Raw genomic sequence first — 26,788 nt, forward strand, 5'->3', positions numbered from 1 at the left:
CTACTCCTTTTACTCCTTTTCCGGAATACTGGGGCTGAACTTCCGGTAATCCGGGACCTTGAATCCTGCGGGAAAATCCCCGGGAGAGAAGGTTTTCCAGGTCTGGTTTCTACCGAGAAAGGCGATTTTTCCCCGTACAATCAGGTCGCTTCCCTCTTTCCAGATGGCTGCTCCGTAGACCTTGGGTTCCTTGCCCTCATCATCTCCTGGATCCATTATTCTGCCCCCTGTCCACTCATCTTTCCGGCTGTTGTATTCCAGGTCCCAGAATATATCCAGTCCGGCGAAAGGAGGATTTCCCTTCAGGTAGGGGCTGCGCTTTGTCTGCTGATAGATATGGTCTTCCACAGTCCTGCCGTCATCGCCATAGATCAGCACTACCCGTCCATAGAGCATGTCGTTGTGGGTGTAGACCGCAACTACCGACTTCGGCAGACCGGTTTCGTCGTCGATGGTTTTCCAGAAACCCGTAACATCTTTTTCCGCGAAGAGCGGTGCGGCTATCAGAAGCAGCAGGATAATTGTACTCAAGATACTATATTTTCTCATTTTTACTCCTCAAAACAGATGTGTATGTAACACAAAGTACTGCCTTTTGATAGTATTGTTAATTTTGCCCTTTTTCGCAAATTTTTTCCTCGACTTGACCTGATTTGTGAGCCCTGATAGTTTTACGACCATGAGAATGACAAAGCTGTTTTCGCGGACCCTCCGGGAGACCCCGGGCAAGACTGAATCCAAAGGGCACGAGTATCTGCTCAGGGCCGGGTATATCCGCCAGAGCGCTGCGGGTATCTATACCGCCCTGCCTCTTGCGTTTCGCAGTCTGCGAAAGATAGAACAGATAATCCGGGACGAGATGAACGCCATAGGCGGTCTCGAGATGCTGATGCCCGTGGTGAATCCCGCGGAAATCTGGAAGGAGACCGGCCGCTGGTTTACCATCGATGCGGAGCTTTCCCGCTTCAAGGACCGCAATGACCGTGACATGGTCCTGGCCATGACACATGAAGAGGCGGTAACGGATATAATGCGGGACGAGATTCAGACCTATCGGCAGCTTCCCTGCATGGTGTACCATATTCAGACCAAATGGCGGGACGATCCCCGTCCCCGGGCGGGACTGATCCGGGTGCGGGAGTTCACCATGAAGGACAGCTACAGCTTTGACCGGGACTATGCAGGCCTGGAAAAGCAGTATGACGCCCATTATCACGCCTACTTCCGTATTTTCAAGCGCTGTGGCCTTCCTGTTATCGCGGTAGCCTCCGATACCGGCATGATGGGAGGAAAGGTGAGTCATGAGTACATGTACCTGAATCCCATCGGCGAGGACACCCTCATCCTCTGCAGCGACTGTGATTACAGCGCCAACCGCCAGGTCGCGGAGGTTCATAAACAGCTTTACCCGGAGGACCTGGCGGCTCTGGAAGAGGTGGAAACCCCGAACTGCGCCACCATCGAAGAACTGGCGAATTTTCTGAATATCCCCACCCGTAAAACCGCCAAAGCGGTCATGGTGATGGGACGCTTCGTTGACGAGAAGAACGAAGAGGAGACCCGGGAAAAGCTTATCCTCGCCATAATCCGGGGAGACATGGAGATCGAGGAAGCGAAACTTCAGAAAGCCAGCGGAGCCCTGAGCCTCAGGCCCGCCCACGAAGAAGAGATCCGCGCCTGCGGGCTGGTACCGGGGTATGCCTCACCGGTGGGAATCAGGGACTGCATGATAATTGTCGACGATTCCGCCGCAGGCTCCAACAACCTCGTAGGCGGCGCGAACAGGGACGGCTACCACCTGCTGAATACCAATTTCGGCCGGGATTACAGCGGCACCATCGCCGATATTGCCTCTGCCCGGGACGGAATGGCCTGTCCCAAATGCGGCAAGAAGCTCGAAGCCAAACGGGGCGTGGAGGTCGGAAACATCTTTCAGCTGGGAACCCGCTATTCGGAAAGCATGGGCTGTACCTTCCAGGATGAAAACGGCAGGGCACAGCCTGTGGTCATGGGGTCCTACGGTATCGGCGTGGGCCGTCTTCTGGCATGCCTGGCGGAGGAGTACAACGACGACAAGGGGCTCAAGCTGCCTGCTTCCGTAGCTCCCTTCCACGTGCATATAGTTAATCTGCTGAAAACCAGCGAGGAGGCGGAGAAAATCTACGCCGATCTGATTGAAGGCGGGCTGGAGGTCATCCTCGACGACCGCAAGGAGACTGCGGGGGTAAAATTCAACGACGCCGACCTCCTGGGAATGCCCCTTCGCATAACCCTGGGCAACAAGGCCCTCAAGGACGGTGAGGTGGAGTTCTCCCGCCGCGGTAATGGTGACAACTACCGGGTCCCCCTGGCGGAGGTGGTAACCGCCGCCAGGGAGGCTGTTTTCGGTTAGTATGTTCTATTCTGTTTCCGGAACAGCCCGGAGATAGACCGTCTCTTCGGGATTCAGGAAGCGGTAGTTCGGCAGGTGCTCCACCATGCTCTGGGTCAGGGCCGTATTCTTGGGGAGCACCAGGACGCCGTTCTTCAGTATCAGGTCGTTCTTCAGTACCATTCCGGCGGCAAGGTTCTTGATCTGGATGGGGATCCCGGAATCTTTGCTGTCCTTTACGGCGGCTTCCTGATCCCTGAGGATCCGGATGACCTGCGGGTCATAGATTGTCTGTACTCCCCGGGTCATCTTTTCAAGGGCCGCCGAACGTTCCATCCGTTCTTCATAGATCAGCCGTACATAATCCGCCGCGGTCCGGATAATCCGGGAGCCCAGGGGGATCTCCTCACCGCTGAGACCGCCGGGTTCTCCCTTTCCGTCGAAACGTTCGTGGTGGTGCTTTATCAGAATCGCTATTGGGCCCAGTGCCGAGAGCTTGTTCAGAAGCCTGGCCCCGTCTTCAGCGTGGTCGGCATTCAGGTGGTCTCCGCTGTTTGCCTCAAAAAGGCCTATTTCCTGCAGAAGGGCGGCGGTACGGATATTGTAGAGCTCATCCTGCTCAAGCTCCATGGCCACGGCGATCCGTTCCGCCAGGCGCGCGGCCCGTGAGGAGAATTCCTGCATATCGGGATGTACCAGACCGATCATGTGTGACAGGAGTGTGACGATGCCTCCCAGGGTCTCCTCTGCCTTAGCCTGCTCCGATTTGACGGTGGTCAAAGCCTTCTGCAGGTACGCGGTCCGCCGGGCGACCTCCTTTTTCAGGGACTCGTTCTGGGCCTTCAGCTGGGTTTCCAGCTCCCTGTTGTAGCGCTTGAGCCTTCCGTATTCCGCGGCACTGCGCACAGTGCTAATAAGGTCCCCGTCGTTCCAGGGTTTAACCAGGTAGCGGTAGACCTCTCCCTTGTTTACCGCCTTCAGAATATTCTCCGGATTTGCATAGCCGGTCAGAATGCAGCGGACCACATCGGGAAAGCGCTCTTTTACATAGTGAACAAACTGGCTCCCTGCTATCTTGGGCATCTTTTCGTCGGAGATCAGAACATCCACCTCGCGGGTCGCCAGAATCCCGGCCCCCTCCTCGGCGCTCAGGGCGGTCAGGATCTCGAACTCGGGGTAATCGAAGAACAGCCGCTTCAGGGACTGGAGAATGTTGTACTCGTCGTCGACAAACAGGATTGTATAGGAACTCATAAATAAATATTACAATTTGTGTTAAGAAAAGATCAAGTGCTATTTACAATAAATCTATTTTCTCCATATATTGTATACATGAGCATTCTATATCTCTGGGCAGTTCCTGGATTGTGCCTGGTTTTCATATTATCTGTTATTCTGTTCAGAACCTGCAGACGTAAAAAGAGATCCCTCAAGGATACCAGCGAACTTCTGGCAGAAGGCATGCTGGATCTTGTACATGGCAAGGGTTTCAACTCCTTTCTGCGGGTTGTGAACAGCGCCATGGGGTCGAAAAGCCTTATCCTTGTCTTTTTTGAAAATACTATTCCCATTGATTTTCATTTCTTCAGCAGGGATCCGGCCCTCCGGATCAAGGTGCCGGAACAGGAAAAATTTGCCGGACCGCCGGATAGACATGTGTTTGGTGTTTTGGATGAGTTGCGGGAAAAGCAGATTGTCTGCCGTGATGGGCACTACCGTTCACTGTACGGCGGTCTTGAAGGAAAAAACGCGCTTCTTCTGGGCTTCTCCTATCAGGGGCGGGTGTACGCCGTTTTTCAGTTCGTGGACAGGGACCGGTCTTTTTGCGGCCGGGAAGCCTTGGAAAACCCGACACTGCTGAAAACCCTGAATGCCGTGACCCAGCATTTTTATATCGACCACATTCAAACGGAAAAACGACGAAAGGCGGAGACCGCCCTGCGCAGTTCGGAAGAGCTGTACCGGCTTATTTTCGAAGAGTCCATGGATCTTGTGTATCATACCGACGCCGGGGGGCGGATCCTTGCATTGAATCCGGCGGGACTTGAACTCCTTGGCTATAATACGGAGTCGGAACTCCGGGGCCGGCGCTTTCACGAGTTTTTCAGCAATGATGAACAGCGGGATTTCTACTTTGAAATGATCAGATCCCAGAGAGAGATCCGGGACATGGAGGTCATTCTCGTCAACCGGGAAGGAAAAAAGATCTTCTGTCTGGAAAGTGCCAGCGCCTCCTTCGACAGCCTGGGAGAGGTCAAATCGTATACCGGAATAATCAAGGATATAAGCGAGCGTATCGAACTTGAGAAGGAGCTCTTCAACGCCAATATCGAGCTGAGCGAAGCCAATAATCAGCTGAAGAAGGTCCAGACACAGATGGTGCAGACCGAAAAGATGGCCTCCATCGGGCAGCTCGCCGCCGGACTGGCCCATGAAATCAACAATCCCCTGGGGTTCGTACGCAGCAATTTCTCCACACTCAAACGCTACAATGAATTTCTGATCAGCTTTGCTGACGATGTTTCAGGACGCATTACCCCGGAGAAGATTGCAGCTCTGCAGAAGCTGCGGCAAAAGTACAGAATCGATGAGATCAAGGCGGATCTGGGGGCCGTTTTTACCGAAACGGAGGAGGGAATGAACCGCATGATGGATATTGTCCAGAATCTGAGGAATTTCTCCCACGACAGCCGTTCGGGAGATGTGGGAGAACTGGATCTGAACAAGGCCCTGAAAAGCAGCCTGGTAATTGCACGGAACGAAATCAAATACCACGCCTCCGTCTCCTTGGAGCTCAGCGATCTGCCGGTAATACGCTGCAGGCCGGGGGAGATCAAGCAGATTATGCTGAACTTGATTGTAAATGCAGCCCAGGCTGTGAGGGACAGAGTAAAAAAAGGCGAGAAGGGCAGGATTCTTATTTCCACCTTCAGCGGCGACTCCTTTGCCTGCTTTTCCATTGAAGATTCAGGCCACGGTATTCCCTCTGAAATTCGATCGAAGATTTTCGATCCCTTCTTTACCACCAAGGATGTCGGCTCGGGGACCGGGCTGGGCTTGAGTATCTCCTATGATATTGTGGTCCACAAGCACCACGGCAGGATTCTGGTGGGAGATTCCTCCCTGGGGGGTGCGATATTCACCGTAATGCTGCCCCTCCTGGGACTTGGAAGCGACGACGAGCTGGGGGATCTGGAGGAAGTATAGCAGAACCTCTCTTTTTGGCTGTTTCTACTTGACAGAACGCCGGCGGTGATGTTCTAATGTTACTGCGTATAGTAACATTGTGGCCGCTTTAAGGAGGAACCATGGCTACCCGTGTATTTTTGAGTGAAGATGAGATGCCCAGGCAGTGGTACAACATCGCGGCAGATCTGCCGTCCCCGCTGCAGCCGCCCCTCGGGCCCGACGGAAACCCCGTAACCCCGGAAATGCTCGCCCCCATATTTCCCATGTCCCTGATAGAGCAGGAGGTGAGTCAGGAGCGGTGGATCGATATTCCGGAGGAGGTTCTGAGCATCCTGGCCAAGTGGCGGCCCTCTCCTCTGCACCGGGCATACTCACTGGAGAAGTTCCTTGGAACCCCCGCGCGAATCTACTACAAGAACGAAAGCGTCTCTCCCGCGGGCAGCCACAAACCCAACACTGCAGTGGCTCAGGCGTATTACAACAAGCAGGCCGGGGTTAAACGGCTCACCACCGAGACCGGAGCCGGCCAGTGGGGCAGCGCCCTTGCCTTTGCCTCCGCCCAGTTCGGCCTGGAGTGCAAGGTCTTCATGGTGCGCATAAGTTTCGACCAGAAGCCCTACCGGAAACTGATGATGCAGACCTGGGGTGCCGACTGTGTTCCCAGCCCCAGTACGGAAACCCAGGCGGGCAGGGACGTCCTTGCAAAATATCCCGATACCCCCGGCAGCCTCGGTATTGCCATCAGCGAGGCCGTTGAAGCCGCGGTTACCGATCCCAGGGGAGAAACGAAGTACAGCCTGGGAAGCGTACTGAACCACGTCATGCTTCACCAGACGGTAATCGGCCTTGAAACCCGGAAACAGCTGGAGAAATTCGGGGAGAAACTCCCGGATATCGTTATCGGCTGCGCCGGCGGAGGCAGTAACTTTGCGGGACTGGCCTTTCCCTTCGCCCACGAAAAGATCAACGGCGCGGACATAGAGATTATTCCGGTGGAACCCTCCAGTTGTCCCACCCTGACCAGAGGGCCCTTTGCTTACGACCTGGGGGATTTCTCCGGTATGACCCCCCTTCTGCCGATGCACACCCTGGGGCATAACTTTGTGGCCCCGCCGATACACGCCGGAGGCCTCCGTTACCATGGAATGGCGCCCCTCGTCTCCCAGGCGGTTGTGGAGGGGCTTCTGAATCCCCGGTCCATCCATCAGCTTGAATGCTACGAAGCGGCCATGACCTTTGCCCGGACAGAGGGGATCATCGTGGCTCCGGAAACGAGCCACGCTGTTGCAGGGGCCATTCAGGAGGCAACGCGCGCCAGGGAAGAGGGCAAAGAGAAGGTGATTGTCTTTAACCTGAGCGGCCACGGTCTGGTTGACCTCAAGGGCTATGAGGCCTACATGAACGGTGAACTCCACGATTACGAGTTTCCCCAGGAAGAACTGGATGAGAACCTGAAGGCCCTGGAGGGATTTCCACGAGCCGAGACCGTCAAGAGCGGACGATGGTAGAAGAACGGACCGGGTATCCGGATGGGAAGGAGCGCTATTGCCGGCGCCTGGGTCATTCGGTACCTTTCCGATACTGCCGGCTTACCGCCGACGGCACACCCTGCAGCAGTATCAGGGAGTGCTGGGTCGGAGACCCCGGGGTTCGGGAACTTGCCGCAGAACTGGCGGAATCCCTCCCCGGAAGCTCCGCGCCCCCCAAATCGGCCCAGCTTTACGAGCTGATACGCCGGGCCAGGGAAGTGAGATCCGGAACTGCCGAATAGTTTTCGCCCTTGAATGAAGGGATGCTCCGGGGATATACTCCCTTCCTATTATGCGATTTGAATCACGAGGCGCTGGTGTCCCTTTTCACCCGCGCCGTTTTTCTTTTTTTTACGGTTGGATAATCCTCAGTCTCTCGTCCCTGGGGATGCTGATGAGCATACCCGGACAGACCATGGGTGTCTCGGTTTTCACGGACCACCTTATGGAAGCCCTGAGCTTGAGCCGGGTAAACTTGAGCCTTGCATACCTGCTGGGGACGGTGGGAAGCGCCCTTATCCTTGCTCAGGCGGGTAAGCTCCTGGACCGTGTCGGAGCCCGGCTTATGGGCACAGTGGTTGTTCTGCTCCTGGGGCTGACCCTTTTCGGAGTTTCCGCCGTCGACGGAATCCGTTCCTTCATCTTCCGGATTTTTCCCTTCGCCGGCGATGTCTTCATCGGTTTTCTGCTTATATCCGGGGGCTTCTTTTTCATGCGCTTTCTCGGCCAGGGGGTTCTCACCCTCTTGAGCCGAAACATGGCCATGAAGTGGTTTGACCGCCGCAGGGGCCTTGCCAACGCGGTTATCGGAATTGTCGTGAGCTTCGGTTTTTCCGCCGCCCCCATGCTGCTCCATTCCCTTATCGAGGATTTCGGGTGGCGCGGAGCCATGCGGGTCATGGGGATGGTCCTGCTCTTCGGTTTTTCCGGCGTATTTCTTCTCTTCGCACGGGACAATCCCTTTATCTGCGGTTTACGTCCGGACGGATCCCCGGCCCCGGCGGATGACGCGGATGATTCCGATCCTTCAACCCGGACCGGTCCCGACTACACCCTGCCGGAGGCAAGAAGAACCCTCACCTTCTGGGTGTATGCCATGTCTCTGGTCCTTTTCAGTCTGGTAATAACCGCCGTCACCTTCCACATTATCTCCATCTTCGATGAAGCGGGCATGGGAGCGGAAAAAGCAGTCTCGATTTTCCTTCCTGCGGCGCTGATCTCCCTGGTGTTCAATGTTGGTGCCAGCTGGGCCAGTGACCGGATGCCCCTGAAAATATTTCTCTTTATGCTGCTCGCAGGTCTGCTTATTGAACTTGTTGCCGTGGCCCTCTTAAAGGACGGCTTGTTCTTTTTCCTGATGATTCTGGGGCATGGAATAAGCGGCGGGATCATGAATCTTTTAAGTACCGTTACCTGGCCACGGTTTTTCGGCATACGACATCTGGGATCAATCTCGGGTTTCGCCATGGGAATGACCGTTGCGGGATCCGCCGCCGGACCCTACCTCTTCAGTCTGTCCCTTTCACTCTTCGGCAGCTACTCTCCGATATGCTGGGGCTCAGGAATCCTGGGAATGCTGATCCTCGGACTGGCATTTATCGCCAAGCCGCCGGTAAGAGAGCGGGAAGTTCTCTAGGTTCTGAGTCCTGATAACGCCTTATATCTGAAGCTTGGATATCCTCTCCAGGTACAGGTCCATCTCGAATTTTCGCTTCAGTCCCTTCGCTCCCATGGGACGGATCTTTCCGAACAGCGGTCGTTCCGGGAAGGGGCGGTCGTGCCTGCCGAAAACCCAGGCGATACCGGTGTATCCGTTACAGTCCCTGCCGTCGATACTGTAGGTATCGTTCAGTTCGATGAGCAGCCTGTAGGCCTCCCGCCAGTCCGGCATCCACTGAATAAGCCGTTTTCCCCAGTACATGCGCATATAACCGTGCATCTTTCCGGTAAGCAGGAGTTCCTTCTGTGCTGCGTTCCAGAAGGGGTCGCCGGTCTCCCCTGCGATCAGCTGCTCCCTGGCGTAGACCTCGGGTCTTTCGTCACCGGCGTGGCTGTCGAGGCTCTCCTGTGCCCAGGCGGGGACGGCATCGGGACTGTCACAGGCCGGGTTATGCAGACAGAAGTTGATCGCCAGTTCCCGGCGCACAATCAGCTGCTCCAGGAATGCGGCGGCCCCTTCCGTCAGCCGGGGATCATCCCGGGAAGAAGCCATGACCGCCAGGGCCGCACTTACCGGAGAAAGGTTGCCGAAGTGGAGGTAGGGGGAGAGTTCCGACTGAATATTTAGCCCCGGATCGTTACGGGAATCATGATAATGGGAGAGATTCCCGGCGAGAAAATTCTCCAGTCTCTTCCAGGCTTCCCTCTCGCCTCCGGGTACACTCGCAAGAGGTGCTGCTGCCTCTTGTATGCCGAAGGCAGTCATGTTTTTCAGCACCGATTCCGGTTTTTCCGAATGAAGGGGCCTGAAGGGCAGATCCTTTAATGATTTTCGGGGATTTTTCAAATCCGGCAGGGTGCCCACAGGAGCGAGGTAGAGGTCGATAAGGCGGGTGAGCTTCCGCCGCAGGGTCGCGGCGGCATACTCCTCCTTGTCGCTCGCCTGCATCGGGGGCACAACAACATCGCTTTCCAGTTGAATCATCGGCCGTGAAAGACTATTGACGATCTCCCGGCGCCATTTTCTTTGTACTGCTGTATAGCCGGTGTCACAGACCACACAGGCCGCTTCCTTTGCGGCCCGGGGGATCCCTTCCTCCGGATGTGCAAGATCCAGGATAAGAGGTATACCCAGCTTTGCAAGGGAAGTCTCAAGATCGATCAGACCCTGGAGCAGAAAAGTGAAATGCCGGCTGTTTGCTCCGGGATAGTCCGGCACCAGGCAGAAACAGGCGTAGAGGGGAAGGTTCATGGTGTTCGCTGTGATGATCGCCGCTGCAAGGGCGTGGTTGTCCCGGACTCTGAGGGCCTGCTGAACCCAGAGAAGGACGAAGCGCGATTTCTGCGGAGCAGTGCCCGGGCTTATGCGGATTCTGGAACCGAAGATTCTCTTCAGTTCTTCTGTCGGAAGGGACTTCGCGGATGAGGCTACTGCTTTATCTGCGGCATTCATGGGCTGTATACCTTATACTGTACAAGCTCTTCGGCAATAAGGAGTCCCTCCGCCAGGGAGCCTGCAACTTTACAGGCGGACAGGTCTTTAAGACCCTCCCGACCTTCCTCAAAAGCCCTTCCTCCCAGAATAACCGGAATACGGGCAAGCGGTGCTTCCCGGCGCAGCCTGTGGATCAGCAGTTCCCCGGAGTCCCTGTTTTCGCTGAGGGTGGCGGAGAATGCCAGCAGATCAGGCCGTGCGGAGAGAAGAAGGGATATCAACTGGTCCGTCGGGACCTTGTCTCCCAGAAAAAATGCCCGCCAGCCGGCCTGCTCCAGCAGGTCCCGGAGCATCCTGATTCCGATGCTGTGACTCTCTCCCGGAACGGTGGCACAGATGCACAGTTTGTCCGATGGCGGAACCCCGGGGTAACAGGTCCGCAGACGCTCCATGAATCCTTCCACGGCGTGGCTGATTATATGCTCCTCCGCTACTGAAATACTGCCTTCGGCCCAGAGTTCCCCTGTCATGATCAGGAGAGGTTCCAGACTGCGGAGATAGATTTCCTTCATGGGGACACCGGATTTAACTGACCGCTCCACCTTTTCCCAGGCTTCCAGATCCCTGCCTCCCAGGATTGAGCTGATCATCTCCTTTGGGGAGAGGGGCTTTTCTGGATCTCGTCTTTCAGAATCCGGGATGGCATCTGTGTTTGCCCGGACTCCCAGTATCCTGTCCAGGGATGCGTCGAAGAGCTCCGCCAGGGCCACGAGTTTCTGCTGGTCCGGAAAACGGCTGTTATTTTCATAGTTGGCTATGGTTGTCTGTCCTACTCCCAATACCTGGGCAACCTGCTTCTGACTCATTCTGTTTTTTTTGCGGTAGTACCGCAGCCACTGACCGAATTGCTGTTCCATATAAGCTCCGAAGGATAAATTAACACAAAATGTGAAAGAGTGTCAAAAAATATCTTGCTTCATGGCATAATGTAATATATTTTTTTTATATGGCTTTGAAGAAAACTCCAGGAATACTTTTTCCGTCTCTGCTGCTGCTCATACTGCTCTCGGGGTGCCGGGGCCGGGACTCGGTATCCGGTGCAACCTGGGTTCCTGGTACCGGCGAAAATCCATCACCGGCGGTTGAGGTTGTTTCCGTGGAACAGGGAAAACTCTACAACACCATAGGTTCCACCGGGACCGTGCGGGGCAGGAATGAGGCTCGCATAGTGACCACAAGCCAGGGAATGGTCATGTCTTTTCCGGTGCGTCTTGGTCAGGAGGTCGGGGAAGGAGATGTGATTCTCCGTCTGGATGACGAACTGGCCTCCTATGCAGCGGAGCAGGCACGGACAGGGTGGGAGATTGCCAGGGCAGATCTGGAGGTTCTGAGTTCCCTGTATGAGCGGGGAAACGCTTCCCGGGTCGATCTGGAACGGGCCAGAAGCAGTGAACGCGGCGCCCGGGCTGCCTATGACCAGAGTCTCAGAATTCTGGAAGACCGAACAGTCCGAAGCCCCATGAACGGCCATATAATCTGGATTGATGAGAACGCTTCTCCCGGAAACTATCTGAATACCGGCAGCATGATCGCGCTGGTGGCGGATATTTCGGGTTTTACGATGATACTTGAACTTGGTGAACGACAGATAGGGCTTGTCGGACCCGGGGCCGGAGCGGAAATTCATGTGCAGGCTGCAGGAACGTCGTCCTTTTCTGGTACAGTGGAGGCAGTGGCGGCAGGAAGCGGCGGTACAACGGCAACGTATCAGGTGGAGCTCTCCTTTTCGGCTCCTTCGGATTCCGGTATTAAACCGGGAATGGCCGCCCGGGTTGTGGTGGAAACCAGCCTTGAGAAGGAGGCTCTCCTTGTTCCAGGCATTGCGCTTCTTAAGGGGAGTGAAGAACGTAATGAGGTATTCTTACTTCGCGACGGATATGCCCGTCTTGTTCCCGTGGAGGTCCTTGACCGGCACGGGGATTTTGCGGCCGTCGGATCCGGTCTGAAAGACGGGGACCGGGTAATAGTATCAGGAACCCGGCGGCTTATGGACGGAGACCCGGTCAGGGCGACGGAGGTCAGTCTTGTCCGGGAAGGGATGCAGAACAGATGAACCTGGGATCCTTCTCGGTCAGGAATCACGTCCTGGTGAATATTCTCATGTTTGCCCTGCTGGTGCTGAGTCTTTTAAGTCTCCAGCGCATGCCCAGGGAGCAGTTCTCAGAGGTACCCTTCTTCTGGGTTACCATAAGCGTACCCTATCCGGGGGCCAGCCCTGAGGATATCGAACGATCTGTCACGATCAAAATTGAAAATGTGATGCAGGGGCTCAAAAGCCTTAAATCCGTCAGCTCCGTAAGCAGTGAAGGGCTTTCCCGGGTCCGGGTGGAGTTTGAGGACGGAATCGATGCGGATGAGTTTGCCCGCCTTTTCCAGGAGACCAGGACACGATTCTCATCAGTGGAGCTTCCCGAGGGGACCCTGGAAGCGCAGCTTGACGATTTTTCCGCGGCTGATTTTCTACCTGTTATCGAAGTTGTACTCTCGGGCAATGTGGATTACCAGCTTCTCAGCTCTTCCGCAAATGAGCTCGAGGATCTCCTGGAAGGAATCCCGGAGGTGGCGGAGATTACCTCTGTAGGGTCCCGGGAACGCCGCATCCACGTGGATGTACTGCGGGCGAGCAGCGAGTCCCTGGGAGTCTCTCTCGGGGAGATTGCCGATACCATAAACGGGGTGAATCTGTCGATTCCGGCGGGTACGGCGTCTACGGCCAACCGTGAGTATATCGTCAGAACCCAGGGGGATACCACGGACGTCACGGGAATTTCCGAGCTCGCGATCCACCGGGACTCCTCCGGATTGCAGAGAAGTATCCGGGTCGGTGATCTGGCCGGGGTTTCCGAAGGCTTCGAAGAATCGGGGATTCAGGCCCGCTTTAACGGACGCCAGGCGATAATCCTGAGGGTGGCCAAGGTAAGCGGGGGTGATTCCGCGGAGCTTGTTTCCGGGGTCAGAGAAGTGATCTCCCGCTTCAGCCGCTACATTCCCGTGGGAATACAGGTGGATACCTTCGGCGATTCCACGGTACAGATTCGCAACAGCATCGATGTATTAAGCAGTAATGCCCTCTTCGGCCTCTTTCTGCTGACGCTGATTCTCTTTCTTTTTGTGGGTCTCAGGAACGCCCTTATTACCGGCCTGGGAATACCTGTCTCCTTTGCCATTACCCTGATTGTACTGGAGCTCAGCGGGCAGACCATAAATACCAACACCTTGTTCGGTCTGGTTCTGGTCCTGGGGCTGATCGTGGACCATGGTATAGTCATAGTGGAAAACTCCTACCGGCTGCAGCAGCAGGGCTTTACGCGGCTGCAGGCGGCGATGAGCGGGGCCAACCAGGTCGTGGGGCCGGTGCTCGCGGCCACGGGAACGACCGTTGCCGCTTTTCTGCCCCTGATGCTGCTCCCCGGGACAATCGGCAGATTTTTGCGGGTTATACCCTTTACTGTTTCCGTGGCCCTTATCGCTTCCACCCTGGAGGCGCTGGTTTTTCTTCCCGCCCATTACGCAGAGTGGCCGGGAGGCAGGAAAAAGAAAGCCGGAATTCTTGCCGGGCCCCTGGAGGGGCTGCAGAGATCTTTTGCCCGGATGCTGGCCTTTCTGTACAAACGGAAAAAACGTACCCTCGCCGGGGCCCTTCTTTTTCTTGTCGTGTCCTTTTCTCTTGTCCCCTTTATCCGGCAGGACCTTTTCAGCGCCGAGGATTTTTCCCTCTTTTATATCGATATCGAAATGCCCGTCGGGACCCCCTCCGAGGGGACTTCCGATTTTGTTGTCCGGTACGAGAATCGGATTCTCCCCCTGGTTGGAAACGGTGAAATCACCGGCCTGGCCACATCCGTCGGTTTCCGGGGCAGCGAGAACGCGAATGCCAGGCAGGGCAACCTGGCCCAGATAATTGTGGACCTGGCGGAGCAGAGGGAAGGCAGGACCCGTCCTATCAGCGTCATCATGGGCGAAATCGAGGCCCTCACAGCCGACATCGCCGGCGCAGAGGAGGTGGCGTTTCGTAAGGCGGTTAACGGACCTCCTGTTTCGCCGCCGGTGGGGTATCGTCTGTTCGGAGATGACTACGGGGAATTGCGTCGGGTCGCCGCCCGTATGCGTGAACGGCTTACGCAGTATCCCGAGCTCTTTAATATCCGGGACAATATCGAGGCGGGAACCCCGGAGATGCGGATTGTCGTCAATTCCCATCGGGCCGCTGAATTCGGCATATCTTCAGGCTACGTGGGAAGCTACCTGCGTTCCGCCCTGGAGGGCATACCGGCGGGAAGTTACTTTATCCGCAACGAGGAGGTCCCGGTTATTGTACGGTATGCGTCGGATGAGGGTGTCAGCGATATAGGCGCCATCGACGAGATGAAGATCCCCCTTCCATCGGGCGGACAGATTCCCCTCTCTTCCCTGGCGGTCCTCGAGGAGGCGGTGCCTCTGGCTTCCATCAAGCGTCTTGACGGCAAGCGGGAGGTAAACATAGAGGCCTCCGCCTACGATGAACAGAACATCCGGGAGATCAACCGGGAGATTCGGGAGTATTATGATGCAGAACTCAATCCGGAATATCCCGGAGTTGAGCTGAAAGTAGGGGGGGAATTTTCTGATCTGGACGATCTTCTCCTCCAGATCCTGCGGATATTCCTGCTGGGCATTTTCCTGATGTACATGATTCTGGGTTCCCAGTTTTCTTCCTATACCCAGCCCTTCCTAATTCTTGTGACTCTTCCCTTTGCCTTCGCGGGGATCATTACCTTCCTGGCCGTTTCGGGAACCCCCTTCTCCACAACGGTTCTCTACGCTGCCGTCGCCCTGGCGGGGATTGCCGTTAATGACAGTATTGTGTTGATCAGCTTCATCAACGAGAACAGGAAAGAGGATGTTCCGGTGATGCAGGCTGTTCTCGATGCAGCGGCGGCGCGGATGAGGCCGATACTCCTGACATCGGTAACCACCATTGCGGGACTTCTTCCGGCGGCCCTGGGCATCGGAGGCAGGTCGGTGGTCTGGGCACCCATGGCCAGTACCATTATCTTCGGACTCCTCTTTTCCACCCTGACGGCCCTGGTGGTTATTCCGCTGATCTACGGAATCTTCTACGACCGTCCCGGCAGGATGGATGCCCTCAGGGAATCAGCTCAAAGAGACGCTGAGACAGAAAGGTAAAGGCCACCAGGCCGCCGATGAGAAAGAGAACCGCGAAGGTTACGATAACTATCAGTGCCGCCCGTCCGAAGCTCCGGGTCTCTTCGTCACTCCCGGCGAAGCCCCAGAGGAGCGACGCAATGACGTTGATTACCGGGATTCCCAAAAGAAGCAGGCGAATCAGGTATCGGGTAAATATCGAATTGTTGTCTAAAGGTTGATCACCCACGGTACGAGCTTCTCCTGTTGTTTGTGTCTGCTGTATGTATCATGGATAGGGTATCCCTTCAATCCCGTAGGAGTCGATTAATGCGGCGAAGTCAGGGTTTTTCATCATGACCCTGAAGCTGTGGTCAATCGCCTCGGGATCGACCCTCTTTTCGAGTTCCGTTCCCAGACGGGCACGGGAATCCTCGTCCATACCGATGATTCTGCCGGTGATATTCTTGAAGGCGTCGAGGCTCTCCCAGAAGCGTCTTGTTTCCCGGATCTCTGCAAGATCTCCCGGAAGGGTGAAGATCTGCATAAGCCTGGCGATGCGCTCCTTCTCGTCCTCATGTAGGGAAATCGCCGGAAGGGCATCCTCTTTCCTTCGGGTCAGTTCCCTGGGAGTGGCGCTCAGCTGCTGTTCCGCACCAACTTCACTGGCGGGGCGTTTTTCAGGTTCACAGGCAACGCTGCCTTCAAGTACGCTCAGCAGGATCTGCCGTTTTTCCACCTCCAGCACCAGGTCCGTTCCGGTTACCAGGTACTCCGCCCCGGGGGTGCTGAAACGGTAATCCGGCCGGTTCTTTCCGACAATGCGGCCCCGGACACTGCCTTCCAGCAGGCTGAATCTGGCGGCGGGCTTATCCGGACCTGCAGGAAGCTGAAGCAGGCTGAAGTCTGTCTCCTCCCCGATTTTGAGTATGCTGCCGTCCCTCAGTATGAGCTCAAGGGAGGAATCGGCGTCGGTCCGGAGTCTGGTATCGGCATACAGATCGTCGCCGGTGACGGGCAGGATACCTCCCCCCTTCGGGTTCTCCACCCTGACCCGCCCGAGAACACGACTGACCAGGGCGGTGGGTTCCGGCGGAATCAGGGCGTCGGGATCACCTAGTCCGGCAAGACGCCGGGCGGCCTCTTTCAGCGTTTCCTGTCCTGTCGGGAAGGCTGCTGCCACCGCATCCGCGAAGTCAGTGCCCTCCTTGCGAAGCAGGAGACTGAGTTCATCCATAACGGACTTCCGCAGATCGGGATCTATCCTGAGCTCCGCGGCAAGGGCGTCCTTTCTGGCTTCGAGACCCTCCAGCCTGAGTACCGGAGGCAGTACCTGCTGCAGCTCGCTGTAGGGAAGAGAAAGGGCTGTTCGGGAAACCCGGGTAAAGGGGAGACCGGTATTTTCCGGAATAAGAGCAGAAAACAGGCCTTCGGCTATTCTTTCGGGAACTCTGAGTCTGGAAAGGCTCATGTTTCTGAAAAAGAGGATGATTCCGTCTTCTTCCGGCCGCAGCGCCAGATCCGCTCTGACCTTTGTTGCAAGAGGGCGCAGACGTATCCATCCCGGGGTAAGCGACTCCGGCGGGACCATCACGAGGTCCGCGTAAAGGCTGATCTCTCCGGGTTCCAGATCAAGGCTGATCTTCTGTATATCCACGCTCCTGTCGGGGGCTTCTTCCCGTGCAGTAACGGCGGAGATCATGCGGTCCAGGGCTTCTTCCCTGATGATGGTGATCTGCCCGAGCTCCAGGGCTTCCATAAAGCTCAGCAGCTCCGTCTGCATACCGGCGGTTTCCCGTACTGCTCCCACCCGTGGCAGGGGCTGGGTAGCCCGCTCCACAAGAAAACCCGCCAGGGTAAGAAATCCTCCCACAAAATAGAAGAGATAGAGAATTATCCCCAGCAGAAGCCCTGCGGCGGTGAGGAAAAGCTTGTGAGCGGGTGATGCGGGAGTCATTACGCATTGAGTATACTGCAGCGGGGAGGTTTTTTCAGCAGTTTTTCCCAACGAAATATAAGCCCGGGTTTCCGGTGCTTGACCATCCCCCGTGACAGGCGGTAGGCTGAATTTTACGGAGGATGGGTCCTCCCTTATTCAGTGCAGATTTTTCCAAGCGAGGATTGATCTTGAAAGAAATTCTGGAAACAGCTGCTCCATGGGCTCTTGAAGACTCCAGGGAGCTGTATGGAATAGATCACTGGGGGAGCCGCTATTTCGGCGTCTCTCCCGAAGGCGATGTTACGGTCCGTTTGCGTAAAGGGGATTCCTGGAGTGACGTCAGTATTCACTCCCTGGCCCAGGGGGCACAGGAGCGCGGCCTCTGCATGCCCGTGCTCTTCAGGTTCAGGGATATTCTGGACTCCCGTATTATCCTCCTGAACGAAAGCTTTGCCAAGGCGATCAGGGAGTACGGCTACAAGGGGGAATACCGCGGGGTGTTCCCGGTCAAGGTGAATCAGCAGCAGGAGGTCATCAGCGAGATCGTACGGGCCGGCAGGAAGTATCATCACGGTCTGGAGGCGGGTAGCAAGGCTGAACTCATCGCCGCCCTCGGTTACATGCATGATCCGGAAAGCTACATTGTCTGTAACGGTTACAAGGACGAGGAGTTTATCGATCTCGCCCTCTACGGCAACAAGCTCGGGCTCAAGGTCATCATTGTAGTCGAGCGTCCCGGAGAGCTCGAACTGGTTCTGAGCCGCGCGGAAAAGGCCAGGGTCAAACCCTCCCTGGGCCTGCGGATAAAACTGACCGCCAAATCGGAAGGACACTGGACCGAGTCCGGGGGAGACAAGAGCATCTTCGGTCTTACGGCGCTCCAGATTACCGAAAGTGTCGACCTGCTGCGGGAACGGAACATGCTTGACTGTCTGGAGCTGCTCCACTACCACCAGGGATCCCAGCTGCCGAACATCAGGAATATCCGTATTGCCCTGACCGAGGCCTGCCGCTACTACGCTGAACTGAAGCGCGAAGGTGCCAGGATGGGCATTCTCGATATAGGCGGCGGTCTTGCGGTGGACTATGACGGCTCCAAGACCAACTTCGCCTCCAGCAAAAACTACTCCATGGAGGAGTTCTGCTACGATGTTGTGGAGATTGTCATGTCCACCCTTGATGCCGAAGGCGTTGAGCACCCCGTCATTGTCTCCGAATCCGGACGCTCCCTTGTAGCCTACTCGTCGGTACTGGTTTTTAATGTCCTGGACATCAACAAGGCGGCCCATGACGAAATCCCCGAAGAGCTGCCGGAGAGCTGTCACAGCTACCTGAAAAACCTGAGAGAAACAGCCCGGAGCATTACCGCCAAAAACGCTCAGGAGGCCTTTAACGACGCCATCTATTACCGGGACGAGCTGCACAGTCTGTTCATCCACGGGACCATCAGTCTGCGGGAAAAGAGCCTGGCGGACCGGATTTTCTGGCATGTAATCAACAAAATCGTCAGGACCACCAGGCAAATGGATTATATCCCCGAAGACCTCACCGGGATCGACCGGGTCATTCACGATACCTACTACGGAAATTTCAGCATCTTCCAGTCCCTTCCCGATTCCTGGGCCATAGATCAGCTTTTTCCCATCATGCCCATTCATCGTCTTCGGGAGGAACCCCGGCGTCCCGCGGTTCTGGCGGACATCACCTGCGATTCAGACGGCAAGATCGACAGGTTTATCGATCTGCAGGGGGTCAAGAACTCCCTGCTCCTTCACGATCTGAAATCGGATGAAGAGTATTTTCTGGGGATTTTCCTTGTGGGGGCCTATCAGGAGACCCTGGGGGACCTTCATAACCTCTTCGGAGATACCAACATCGTCTCCATCAGTCTGGATGACGAAGGTACGGTGGTCTACGAGCATGAGACCAAGGGCGATTCGGTGGCGGATGTCCTGAGCTATGTGGAGTACGATCCCAACGAGTTGATCCGGGGCTTCCGTTCCCTTGCCGAGCGTGCCGTACGCTGCAGGCTGCTCGCTCCCAAGGAACGCCGGGAGATAGTCGAAGCCTACGAGGCGGGATTGAGGGGCTACACCTACTACGAATGGTAAGGTGTTGAGAAAATAATGAAGGATTACGACTACAGCTTTATTCCTGCAGACGCGTATACCGATGCGGACAGGGATGCCATTACCGGCTTGTGGCTGTCGGTTTGGCCGGACCACAGCCGGGAATACTACGGGGAGAAAATGGCCCGCACCGCTGAGATCAGCGGGGAACTTCCGGCGGGGTATCCGGTTTTCCGGGTAAAGGATGCCGCTGTCGCCGCGGCGCTGATTTTTCCCAGGGAGATTCGTACTCCCCGGGGGTCTCTTACGCTTATGGCTTTAAGCGGTGTCTGTGTCAGGTCGGATCTGCGGGGGCAGGGCCTGGGGGCTGGGGTGGTACGAAAGGCTTTCTCCTTTGTCGGCCAGGGCCTGTACAGGGTAAGCCTTTTTCAGACCAGTTACCGGGTGGCCCCGTTTTACGAAAGTCTCGGCTGCCGCCGGGTGGATAACCCCTTTATCAACTCCCTGACCCCGGACAAGGCGGATCCGGAAGCCCTGCGCCGTTCTGTATTCTGGGACGATGTGGTCATGATCTATCCCGCAGGTTTTGACTGGCCCGCGGGACAGATCGATCTGTGCGGTCCCGCCTATTAGGCCAGGTTCTCCATCATGTCCATGAGTCCTCCGCCGTTCTTCACGTCGGAGAAGCCCATCTGCCTCAGCATGCGGGATGCGTAGGCGCTCCGGGCGCCGGAAGCGCAGTAGACTATGATTTCCCGGTTCTTGTCGGTAATCTCCTCAGCCCGATATCCCAGGGCGTCCAGGGGAATATTTACTGAGTCGGGATAGGCTCCAAAACTGAACTCCTCTGGAGTCCGGACATCGATTACAAGGGTTCCGTGGCCGCTCAGGGTGCCGGCGGATTCCTGTACTGCAAGCTCGTCTTCCTCTTCACCGTTGCCCTCAAGGCTCTTCTCCTCCGGCTGCAGCAGGGGAACGTGCAGGTGGCTGAAGCCAAGGGCCCGGGCGTGGCGTTCAAGGCTGGTGTACCCGCCGCTCAGATTGTACACCTCGTCAAAACCGGCCTGCACCAGCTGACGGAGGGCCTGGTGGGCCTTTTTCCCCGTATCATCGTAGACAATCACCGGACGGTCCTTAACGATGGAACCGATCCGCTGGGCCAGGTGAGTGAGGGGTACGTGGTCGGCTCCGTTGACGTGGGAGCGTTCGAAGGCGAAATAGTCCCGGACGTCGATAAAGGCCGGTTTATGCCGCTGGACAAACTGGTCCAGTTCCGCCGCCGTAAGGGCGGGGCTGTAGCCCGAGATCCGGTTCTCTGCGGCAAAGGCGGCCATGTTTATGGCATCGTTGGCACTTCCCAGGGGCGGAGAGTAGGCCAAGTCGAGTTCCGCAAGCTCATGCACCCTCATGCCCGCGGCTGCGGCTGTTGCCAGGACATCGAGACGCCGGTCGGCTCCGGCGTAGCCTGCGGTCTGGCCGCCCAGGATACGTCCCGTTTCCCGGTCGTAGATAACCAGCACCGTAACCTGCTGAGATCCGGGATAGTAGGAGGTGTGGTGTTCCTTGTGTACCGTAACCGCCTCGGCCCGGAAGCCAGCCTGCCGCGCCTGGTTCAGATTCAGGCCGGTGCTTCCCGCTACGGCCTCAAAGACCCGGACGATGGATGTTCCCTGAGAACCGGAGTAACTCTTGGGAACCCCCAGTGCGTTATTGGCGGCGATACGTCCCTGCCGGTTGGCGGGCCCCGCCAGGGGAATGCGCACCTTGGCCCCGTTGATCCTGTGTTCTATTTCCACCATGTCACCGGCGGCGAAGATACCGGGATCAGAAGTTCTCAGGTACTGGTCCACCAGCAGTCCTCCGGCATCCCCGAGCTCCAGGCCGGCTTCGGTGGCCAGTTTCAGGGTGGGGCGAACCCCCACGGACATAAGCACCATGTCCGCCCGCAAACGCGTTCCGTCGTCCAGCAGTACCTGGCTGGAGCTGATCTCCTCGACACTTCGGGAGGTATAGACCCCCACGCCGTAGGAGAGGAGTTCCTCCTGAAGGAAGCCCGCGATTTCGCCTTCCATGACGGGCATGACATGGGGGAGCCGCTCCACGACACTCACCTGCAGTCCCCGTTTGCGAAGGGCTTCCACCATCTCGAGGCCGATGAAACCGCCCCCCACGACAACGGCGTTTTCCGGATTCCTGGTACGGATAAAATCGTCGATACCGTCCATATCCTGAAGGGTCCACAGGGAGAAGACGTGATCCAGCCCGACACCCTTCAAAGGCGGTACCAGGGGCTTGCCACCCTGGGCAAGGATAAGGGAATCGTAGGAGTATTCCCTTTCTTCTCCACTGGGTTTATGCAGGGCCCGTACCTTCTTTCCTTCCCGATCTAGGCTCAGGGCCTCCGTTTCAGTGATTACCGTAACGTTGTACTGGGATTTAAAGCTCTCCGGACTCTGGAGAATCAGTTTGGAGCGACTGTCGATATCGCCTCCTATATAGTAGGGCAGTCCGCAGTTTGCAAACGAGACATCCGGCCCTGCTTCAAGAACCGTGATCTCAGCCTTCGCGTCAAGGCGGCGTGCCCGTGCAGCGGCAGTCGCGCCTGCGGCAACTCCGCCGATAATAAGCAATTTCTGCATACAAAACTCCTTCTAAGTATCTATATATAGAGAATATTATATATAAAGACTTTTGTCAAGGAGTTTCAATAAACTCACGATACCAGGAAAAAGTTGACTATATAATTCAACAATTACTACCTTCAATACATGAAACGAGTATTTTTCCTGGTTTTTTCTGCGATCATTTTCGTATATGCCGGATTCGGGGCACCGGGGCCGGAAAGAGGAAGAATCGACTCCATGGAGGAGTCTTTCGCGCTTGTAACCGTAACCGAGGGAATCCCCAATCCCTGGTCTTTTACCTTTCTGCCCAGGGGGGATGTGCTGATTACCCAGCGGTCCGGAAAACTCTGGCGGGTCGAAGCTGCCTCGGGACGGCGCAGTGAAGTCGGCGGGCTTCCGGAGATCGACGCCGGGGGGCAGGGGGGACTCCTGGATATTGTGCTGCATCCCGGCTATTCCAGTAACGGCTGGATCTATATGAGCCATGTTGTCTCTTCTTCCGGGGGATCTTCCACTGCGGTCAGCCGCGCCCGTCTTGACGGAAACAGACTGACTGATCTCGAAAGGGTCTTTACTGCAGATAATGCCGGCAGCACCACCCGTCATTTCGGGTCCCGGCTGGTTTTTGACGATGAGGGCTACCTGTATGTTTCCCTGGGCGACCGGGGAGAATCCGGGAGGGCCCAGGATCTCTCTGACCATGCCGGTACGCTCCTGCGTCTTCGTGATGACGGTAGTATCCCCGGGGATAATCCCTACGGAGCGGCCTTCAGCTATGGCCACCGGAACGTGCAGGGGATGGTCTTCGATCCTGTAAGCCGGGAGGTCTGGGCCCATGAACACGGTGCCCGGGGCGGGGACGAAGTGAATATAATAAAGAGGGGTGCTAATTACGGCTGGCCCCGCATCAGTTACGGCAGGAATTACGATGGTTCCAGGATCGGGATCGGTACGGCCGCTCCGGGCATGGAGCAGCCCCTTGTCTACTGGGATCCCTCCATAGCTCCTTCCGGGATGGCGGTCTATACCGGGGATGCCTTCCCATCCTGGAAGGGGGACATCTTTGTCGGGGCCCTGGCAGGACAGCATCTGCGACGCCTTGTACGGGAGGGCACACGCATAGTCTCCCAGGAGGTCCTGCTCGAGAAGCGTGTCGGCCGGATTCGTGATGTCCGACAGGGACCGGAGGGCGCTCTGTGTATCCTGACTGATGAGCGGAACGGGAGCCTCTACCGGCTGGAACCTCCTGAATCCTGAATAATCCACAGATGCTCTGGCATCCTGATCCCGGATGGGTTATGCTACAGGGTAGAGAACAACAAAGGAGATTGTATGGGCATACGAATCTACTCCAGAGGAGCGGCCCGGGAGGTTACAGGTTCCCGCCACTACCTCGAAGTTGACGGAACACGGGTCCAGATAGACTGCGGAGCCTTTCAGGGACACAGAAAGGAGTCGGAAGAGAAGAACCGGGCGATCCCCGGGGATATCGAAAACGTATCCGCCGTCGTACTGACCCATGCCCATTTTGACCACAGCGGCATGCTGCCCCTCCTGTCCAAAGGCGGCTACAGGGGTAATATCTATGCTACCCCGGCCACCCGGGACCTGGCATCCCTGATCATGATGGACAGCGCCAAGATACAGGCCCGGGACATCGAGTTCCTCAAAAAGAAGGCTCAGAAAGCCGGCCAGGAGTTTGACGGCGAGGTGCTGTATGAAGAGCAGAATGTCGTCGACGCGGTCAACCAGTTTGTGACGATCGGCTACCGCAGACCGATCTATATAGCGCCGCAGATAGAACTCAGCCTTTACGACGCCGGTCACATCCTGGGCTCCTCTTCGGCGGTACTGAATGTCTCCGTCAAGGATTCTTCCGATCCTGTGAGGGTAGTCTACGCCGGAGACCTGGGTAGAAAAGACCGGGTCATTATACGGGATCCCGACAGAATCCCGGATCCGGATTACCTGATCATGGAGAGTACTTACGGCGACAGGCTTCACGGGAACACCCGGGATGCCATGGAGAAACTGGCGGAGGTCGTCAGCTCCACCGCCGCTAAGGGGGGGAAGGTTGTAATCCCCGCTTTTGCCGTCGAGCGTACCCAGGAGATTATCTACTATCTTCATTTATTGACCGACCAGGGAAAAATCCCCGAGATCCCCATTTTCGTGGACAGTCCCATGGCTACCAACGCGACTTCCATTTTCCGGGTTCACCCGGAATGTTACGACGAGGCTACCCACGAAGCATTCATTCAGCACCACAAGAATCCCTTCGGCTTCAATAATCTGCGCTATACCGCCAGCGTCCAGGAGTCCAAGGACATAAACGATGTCAGGGGTCCGGCCATCATCATCTCCGCCGACGGCATGTGCGAGGCCGGCAGAATCCGCCACCACCTGGTGCAGCATGTGGGCGACCCCGCCAGCACAATCCTGGTGGTAGGCTATATGGCGAAGCACACCCTGGGAAGACGTATTGTCGAAGGACAGAAGGAGCTGAAGATCTTCGGGGAGACCTTTGTCCGGAGGGCCCGGGTTGAGAAGATCGACGCCTTCAGTGCCCATGCGGACTACAATGAGATCAAGGATTACATAACGCAGCTGGACCTCAAGCGGCTGAAGAAGGTCTTTCTGGTCCACGGGGAGGACGAAGCCCAGAGCCACCTTCAGAAGGTTCTTCTCGAGGCAGGGGTGCAGGCGGTGGAGATTGTCGAGGCCGGGAAGGTTTACGAGTTGTAGGTCTTCCTGGGTAAAGACTGGGGAGTATGGCATAATTATTTCATGATAAATCCGGAACTTGTACAACTGGTCAGAGAACGGCAGTCCAGTTGGAAGAAGGACCAGTTAATACTGATACATGAAAGGACCATCGAAGTAAAAAGAGAGATCAGGCGTCTGATTGAGTCTTTTCGTGCCGAAGATCCGTCCCTGGGAAGAATTGCACTCTTTGGATCTCTGGCCAGCGGAGTTTCCGATCGACTTGATTTTGATATTGATCTTTCCTTTGAGGGGAGCGGATACTATCGTTGTGTTGCTTTGACTCTTGACAGCATTTTTAAAGTTGATTTAGTGGATTATCGTGCAGCAGCACCGTTTATTCGTAACGAAATCGACAGTAAAGGGATAGTGGTATATGAACCGAAATCCTGAATCTATCATTACTCTGGTTGCCCGACTGGAACTCGAATTTGGTGCAATAGAAAGTAATTTTGATCTGAACCGGCAGGCTTATGGGCGTCTGCAGCAGGGAGCAGACGACTCTCTCGATTGGGCGGCTCTGGGTTATACTCTGCACGCAATTTATACAGCCATGGAACACTATTTTCTTCTTATCAGTAAAACCTTTGAAAATGACCTTTCCTCTGATTCCTGGCATAAAGATCTTATTGATAAAATGCAGCTTGAATTACCGGGGATTCGTCCACGTTTGTTATCCAGGGCTCTTGCCCGAACAATAGATGAACTTCGGGGATTCCGCCATGTTTTTCTGAGTCTTTATGATGACCGACTCGATCAGGATCGTATTATGCTGATTCAGAAAAAATACCAGATCTGCGACGCGGCTTTTCCGATGCCCATTCTACCTTTGTTGAGTCAATTCAAAAGCTTGCACTCGGGTAGCAGGTCTTTCAGCCCTCGGCGTATTTGAACATCATCTCCAGGCTCTTTATGGCCCGCAGGCGTAGCTCTTCATCGAGCTGTACATAGTCTTCCGGCCTGGGATCCTTCAGAACCCGCAGAATATTCTCCAGGCTGTTGGACTTCATATATTTGCACATCTGGCAGGTCCCGAGGAACTTTTTGCCGGGTTTCTCCACTTCGATGCGGCTGATGAGCCCGCATTCGGTGAGCATCATCACCTTCTCCCCCGGAAGCTCCTGGATCTTCTTGAACATCTGGCTGGTGGAGCCCACATAATCGACCTTGCGGATCACCTCCGGCTTGCACTCGGGGTGGGCCATGACGTAGATGTCCGGATGGGCTGAGCGGAACTCGTCGATCATCCTGGGTTCGAACTCCTCATGTACATAGCAGGTGCCGTTCCAGAGACGTATATCCTTTTTGATCCCCCGGCGCTGCATCTCGTCGATGATATTCATGCCCATCAGTCTGTCGGGCAGAAAATAGATCTTATCCGACGGGTAGTTCTCAATGATCTTATAGACGTTCGAACTGGTAACGCTGACGTCGCATTCCGCCTTTACCGCCGCGGTTGTGTTGATGTAGCAGATAAAGGCGTAGTCGGGGTATTCCTCTTTCAGTCTGCGTACGTCGGATGCGCTTATACTGTCCGCCAGGGAACAGGCGGGATCGGTCCCGGGAATCAGCACCTCTTTATGGGGGCTCAGGATTTTGGCGGTTTCTCCCATAAAGCGGACAGCTGCAAAGACGATCAGGTCCGCCTCCGCCTCCAGGGCGTTTTTCGAGAGCTCGTAGGAGTCCCCGGAATAGTCCGCCACGGAGTAAATGATGTCCGGGGTAACATAGGAGTGGGCCAGGATGACCGCGTTTTTCTCTCTTTTGAGTCTCTCGATCTCTTCTATTACGGGCATCGATCTTTCTATGTGCTGTTTCAGATCCTCGTCCCTGATGCTCGAGAATCTTACCTGCTGGAGCTGGGAAAAAAGCGTATCCGCGGTTACCATGGGAACCCCCTTTCGGATGGGCGAATAGATTAGTACGTATCTAATCTATACCGGAAGCTGAAGTCTGTTCAATGGCATCAGGCCCAGGGCGAACGCACATAAACTCATCCAGGCAGGCGGCGGTCGATAGCCTCGTC

21 protein-coding genes are annotated in these 26,788 nt (G+C 55.9%); 13 read left to right on the top strand and 8 right to left on the bottom strand.

Annotated features, from left to right (window positions below):
* Nucleotides 1–9: 9 nt before the first annotated feature.
* Entirely contained in the window at nt 10–549 is a 540-nt protein-coding gene (locus B4O97_RS17665; RefSeq protein ID WP_083052842.1) for a DUF2147 domain-containing protein, read from the bottom strand.
* Between the two features lie 136 nt (nt 550–685).
* Here B4O97_RS17665 and B4O97_RS17670 point away from each other — a divergent pair, with 136 nt between their 5' ends.
* Nucleotides 686–2,392 carry a proline--tRNA ligase gene (locus B4O97_RS17670; RefSeq protein WP_233143113.1) on the top strand — a complete coding sequence of 569 codons (1,707 nt, stop codon included), beginning with the start codon at nt 686–688 and terminating at the stop codon, nt 2,390–2,392.
* A gap of 6 nt (nt 2,393–2,398) precedes the next feature.
* Here the strand turns inward: B4O97_RS17670 and B4O97_RS17675 are convergent, their stop codons facing one another.
* Nucleotides 2,399–3,625 (bottom strand): HD domain-containing phosphohydrolase, encoded by a 1,227-nt coding sequence (locus B4O97_RS17675; protein WP_083052844.1) that lies wholly within the window; start codon nt 3,623–3,625, stop codon nt 2,399–2,401.
* 207 nt (nt 3,626–3,832) lie between these two features.
* Between B4O97_RS17675 and B4O97_RS17680 the strand changes: the two genes are divergently transcribed.
* The 4 genes from B4O97_RS17680 (at nt 3,833) to B4O97_RS17695 (ending at nt 8,725) form a co-directional block, all read left to right on the top strand.
* On the top strand, nt 3,833–5,578 hold the full coding sequence (locus B4O97_RS17680) for a sensor histidine kinase (RefSeq protein ID WP_158084382.1): 1,746 nt from the start codon (nt 3,833–3,835) through the stop codon (nt 5,576–5,578).
* A gap of 101 nt (nt 5,579–5,679) precedes the next feature.
* Nucleotides 5,680–7,068 carry a TrpB-like pyridoxal phosphate-dependent enzyme gene (locus B4O97_RS17685; RefSeq protein WP_083052846.1) on the top strand — a complete coding sequence of 463 codons (1,389 nt, stop codon included), beginning with the start codon at nt 5,680–5,682 and terminating at the stop codon, nt 7,066–7,068.
* Entirely contained in the window at nt 7,062–7,331 is a 270-nt protein-coding gene (locus B4O97_RS17690; RefSeq protein ID WP_083052847.1) for a hypothetical protein, read from the top strand. The genes B4O97_RS17685 and B4O97_RS17690 overlap by 7 nt, the downstream gene beginning before the upstream one ends.
* 152 nt (nt 7,332–7,483) lie before the next feature.
* Nucleotides 7,484–8,725 (top strand): MFS transporter, encoded by a 1,242-nt coding sequence (locus tag B4O97_RS17695; RefSeq protein WP_158084383.1) that lies wholly within the window; start codon nt 7,484–7,486, stop codon nt 8,723–8,725.
* A gap of 21 nt (nt 8,726–8,746) precedes the next feature.
* Here the strand turns inward: B4O97_RS17695 and B4O97_RS17700 are convergent, their stop codons facing one another.
* Both B4O97_RS17700 and B4O97_RS17705 read right to left on the bottom strand, forming a co-directional pair.
* Nucleotides 8,747–10,201 (bottom strand): deoxyribodipyrimidine photo-lyase, encoded by a 1,455-nt coding sequence (locus B4O97_RS17700; RefSeq protein WP_083052849.1) that lies wholly within the window; start codon nt 10,199–10,201, stop codon nt 8,747–8,749.
* Nucleotides 10,198–11,100 carry a cobalamin-dependent protein gene (locus B4O97_RS17705; protein WP_083052850.1) on the bottom strand — a complete coding sequence of 301 codons (903 nt, stop codon included), beginning with the start codon at nt 11,098–11,100 and terminating at the stop codon, nt 10,198–10,200. Before B4O97_RS17705 ends, B4O97_RS17700 begins: the two co-directional genes overlap by 4 nt.
* Before the next feature lie 89 nt (nt 11,101–11,189).
* Between B4O97_RS17705 and B4O97_RS17710 the strand changes: the two genes are divergently transcribed.
* Nucleotides 11,190–12,296, top strand: a complete 1,107-nt coding sequence (locus B4O97_RS17710; RefSeq protein ID WP_083052851.1) for an efflux RND transporter periplasmic adaptor subunit — start codon at nt 11,190–11,192, stop codon at nt 12,294–12,296.
* A complete protein-coding gene (locus B4O97_RS17715) occupies nt 12,293–15,409 on the top strand; it encodes an efflux RND transporter permease subunit (RefSeq protein WP_083052852.1) in 3,117 nt (1,038 codons plus the stop codon). The genes B4O97_RS17710 and B4O97_RS17715 overlap by 4 nt, the downstream gene beginning before the upstream one ends.
* On the opposite strand, the gene B4O97_RS17720 is transcribed toward B4O97_RS17715, so the two are convergent.
* Nucleotides 15,369–15,617: a hypothetical protein gene (locus B4O97_RS17720; protein WP_083052853.1), complete on the bottom strand. Its 249-nt coding sequence runs from the start codon at nt 15,615–15,617 to the stop codon at nt 15,369–15,371. The genes B4O97_RS17715 and B4O97_RS17720 overlap by 41 nt on opposite strands.
* 39 nt (nt 15,618–15,656) lie before the next feature.
* Nucleotides 15,657–17,324 (bottom strand): FecR family protein, encoded by a 1,668-nt coding sequence (locus B4O97_RS17725; protein WP_083052854.1) that lies wholly within the window; start codon nt 17,322–17,324, stop codon nt 15,657–15,659.
* Between the two features lie 170 nt (nt 17,325–17,494).
* On the opposite strand from B4O97_RS17725, the gene speA reads away from it, so the two are divergent.
* Together speA and B4O97_RS17735 are read left to right on the top strand one after the other, a co-directional pair.
* Nucleotides 17,495–19,417 carry a biosynthetic arginine decarboxylase gene (speA, locus tag B4O97_RS17730; protein WP_332891447.1) on the top strand — a complete coding sequence of 641 codons (1,923 nt, stop codon included), beginning with the start codon at nt 17,495–17,497 and terminating at the stop codon, nt 19,415–19,417.
* Between the two features lie 15 nt (nt 19,418–19,432).
* Nucleotides 19,433–20,008 carry a GNAT family N-acetyltransferase gene (locus B4O97_RS17735; RefSeq protein WP_083052856.1) on the top strand — a complete coding sequence of 192 codons (576 nt, stop codon included), beginning with the start codon at nt 19,433–19,435 and terminating at the stop codon, nt 20,006–20,008.
* Here B4O97_RS17735 and B4O97_RS17740 read toward each other — a convergent pair.
* Entirely contained in the window at nt 20,005–22,014 is a 2,010-nt protein-coding gene (locus B4O97_RS17740; RefSeq protein WP_083052857.1) for an FAD-dependent oxidoreductase, read from the bottom strand. The genes B4O97_RS17735 and B4O97_RS17740 overlap by 4 nt on opposite strands.
* Before the next feature lie 129 nt (nt 22,015–22,143).
* Here B4O97_RS17740 and B4O97_RS17745 point away from each other — a divergent pair, with 129 nt between their 5' ends.
* The 4 genes from B4O97_RS17745 to B4O97_RS17760 all read left to right on the top strand — a co-directional run bounded on the left by B4O97_RS17745 (nt 22,144) and on the right by B4O97_RS17760 (nt 25,654).
* Nucleotides 22,144–23,256 (top strand): PQQ-dependent sugar dehydrogenase, encoded by a 1,113-nt coding sequence (locus tag B4O97_RS17745; protein ID WP_198947097.1) that lies wholly within the window; start codon nt 22,144–22,146, stop codon nt 23,254–23,256.
* 75 nt (nt 23,257–23,331) lie between these two features.
* Nucleotides 23,332–24,744, top strand: a complete 1,413-nt coding sequence (locus B4O97_RS17750; RefSeq protein WP_083052858.1) for an MBL fold metallo-hydrolase RNA specificity domain-containing protein — start codon at nt 23,332–23,334, stop codon at nt 24,742–24,744.
* 42 nt (nt 24,745–24,786) lie between these two features.
* Nucleotides 24,787–25,155: a nucleotidyltransferase domain-containing protein gene (locus B4O97_RS17755; RefSeq protein ID WP_083052859.1), complete on the top strand. Its 369-nt coding sequence runs from the start codon at nt 24,787–24,789 to the stop codon at nt 25,153–25,155.
* Nucleotides 25,139–25,654 (top strand): ribonuclease toxin HepT-like protein, encoded by a 516-nt coding sequence (locus B4O97_RS17760; protein ID WP_083052860.1) that lies wholly within the window; start codon nt 25,139–25,141, stop codon nt 25,652–25,654. Before B4O97_RS17755 ends, B4O97_RS17760 begins: the two co-directional genes overlap by 17 nt.
* Here the strand turns inward: B4O97_RS17760 and nadA are convergent.
* On the bottom strand, nt 25,635–26,651 hold the full coding sequence (gene nadA / locus B4O97_RS17765) for a quinolinate synthase NadA (RefSeq protein ID WP_083052861.1): 1,017 nt from the start codon (nt 26,649–26,651) through the stop codon (nt 25,635–25,637). The two genes, B4O97_RS17760 and nadA, sit on opposite strands and share 20 nt — an antisense overlap.
* Between the last annotated feature and the right edge of the window lie 137 nt (nt 26,652–26,788).

The organism is Marispirochaeta aestuarii, from assembly GCF_002087085.1.
GTDB classification, from domain to species: domain Bacteria; phylum Spirochaetota; class Spirochaetia; order JC444; family Marispirochaetaceae; genus Marispirochaeta; species Marispirochaeta aestuarii.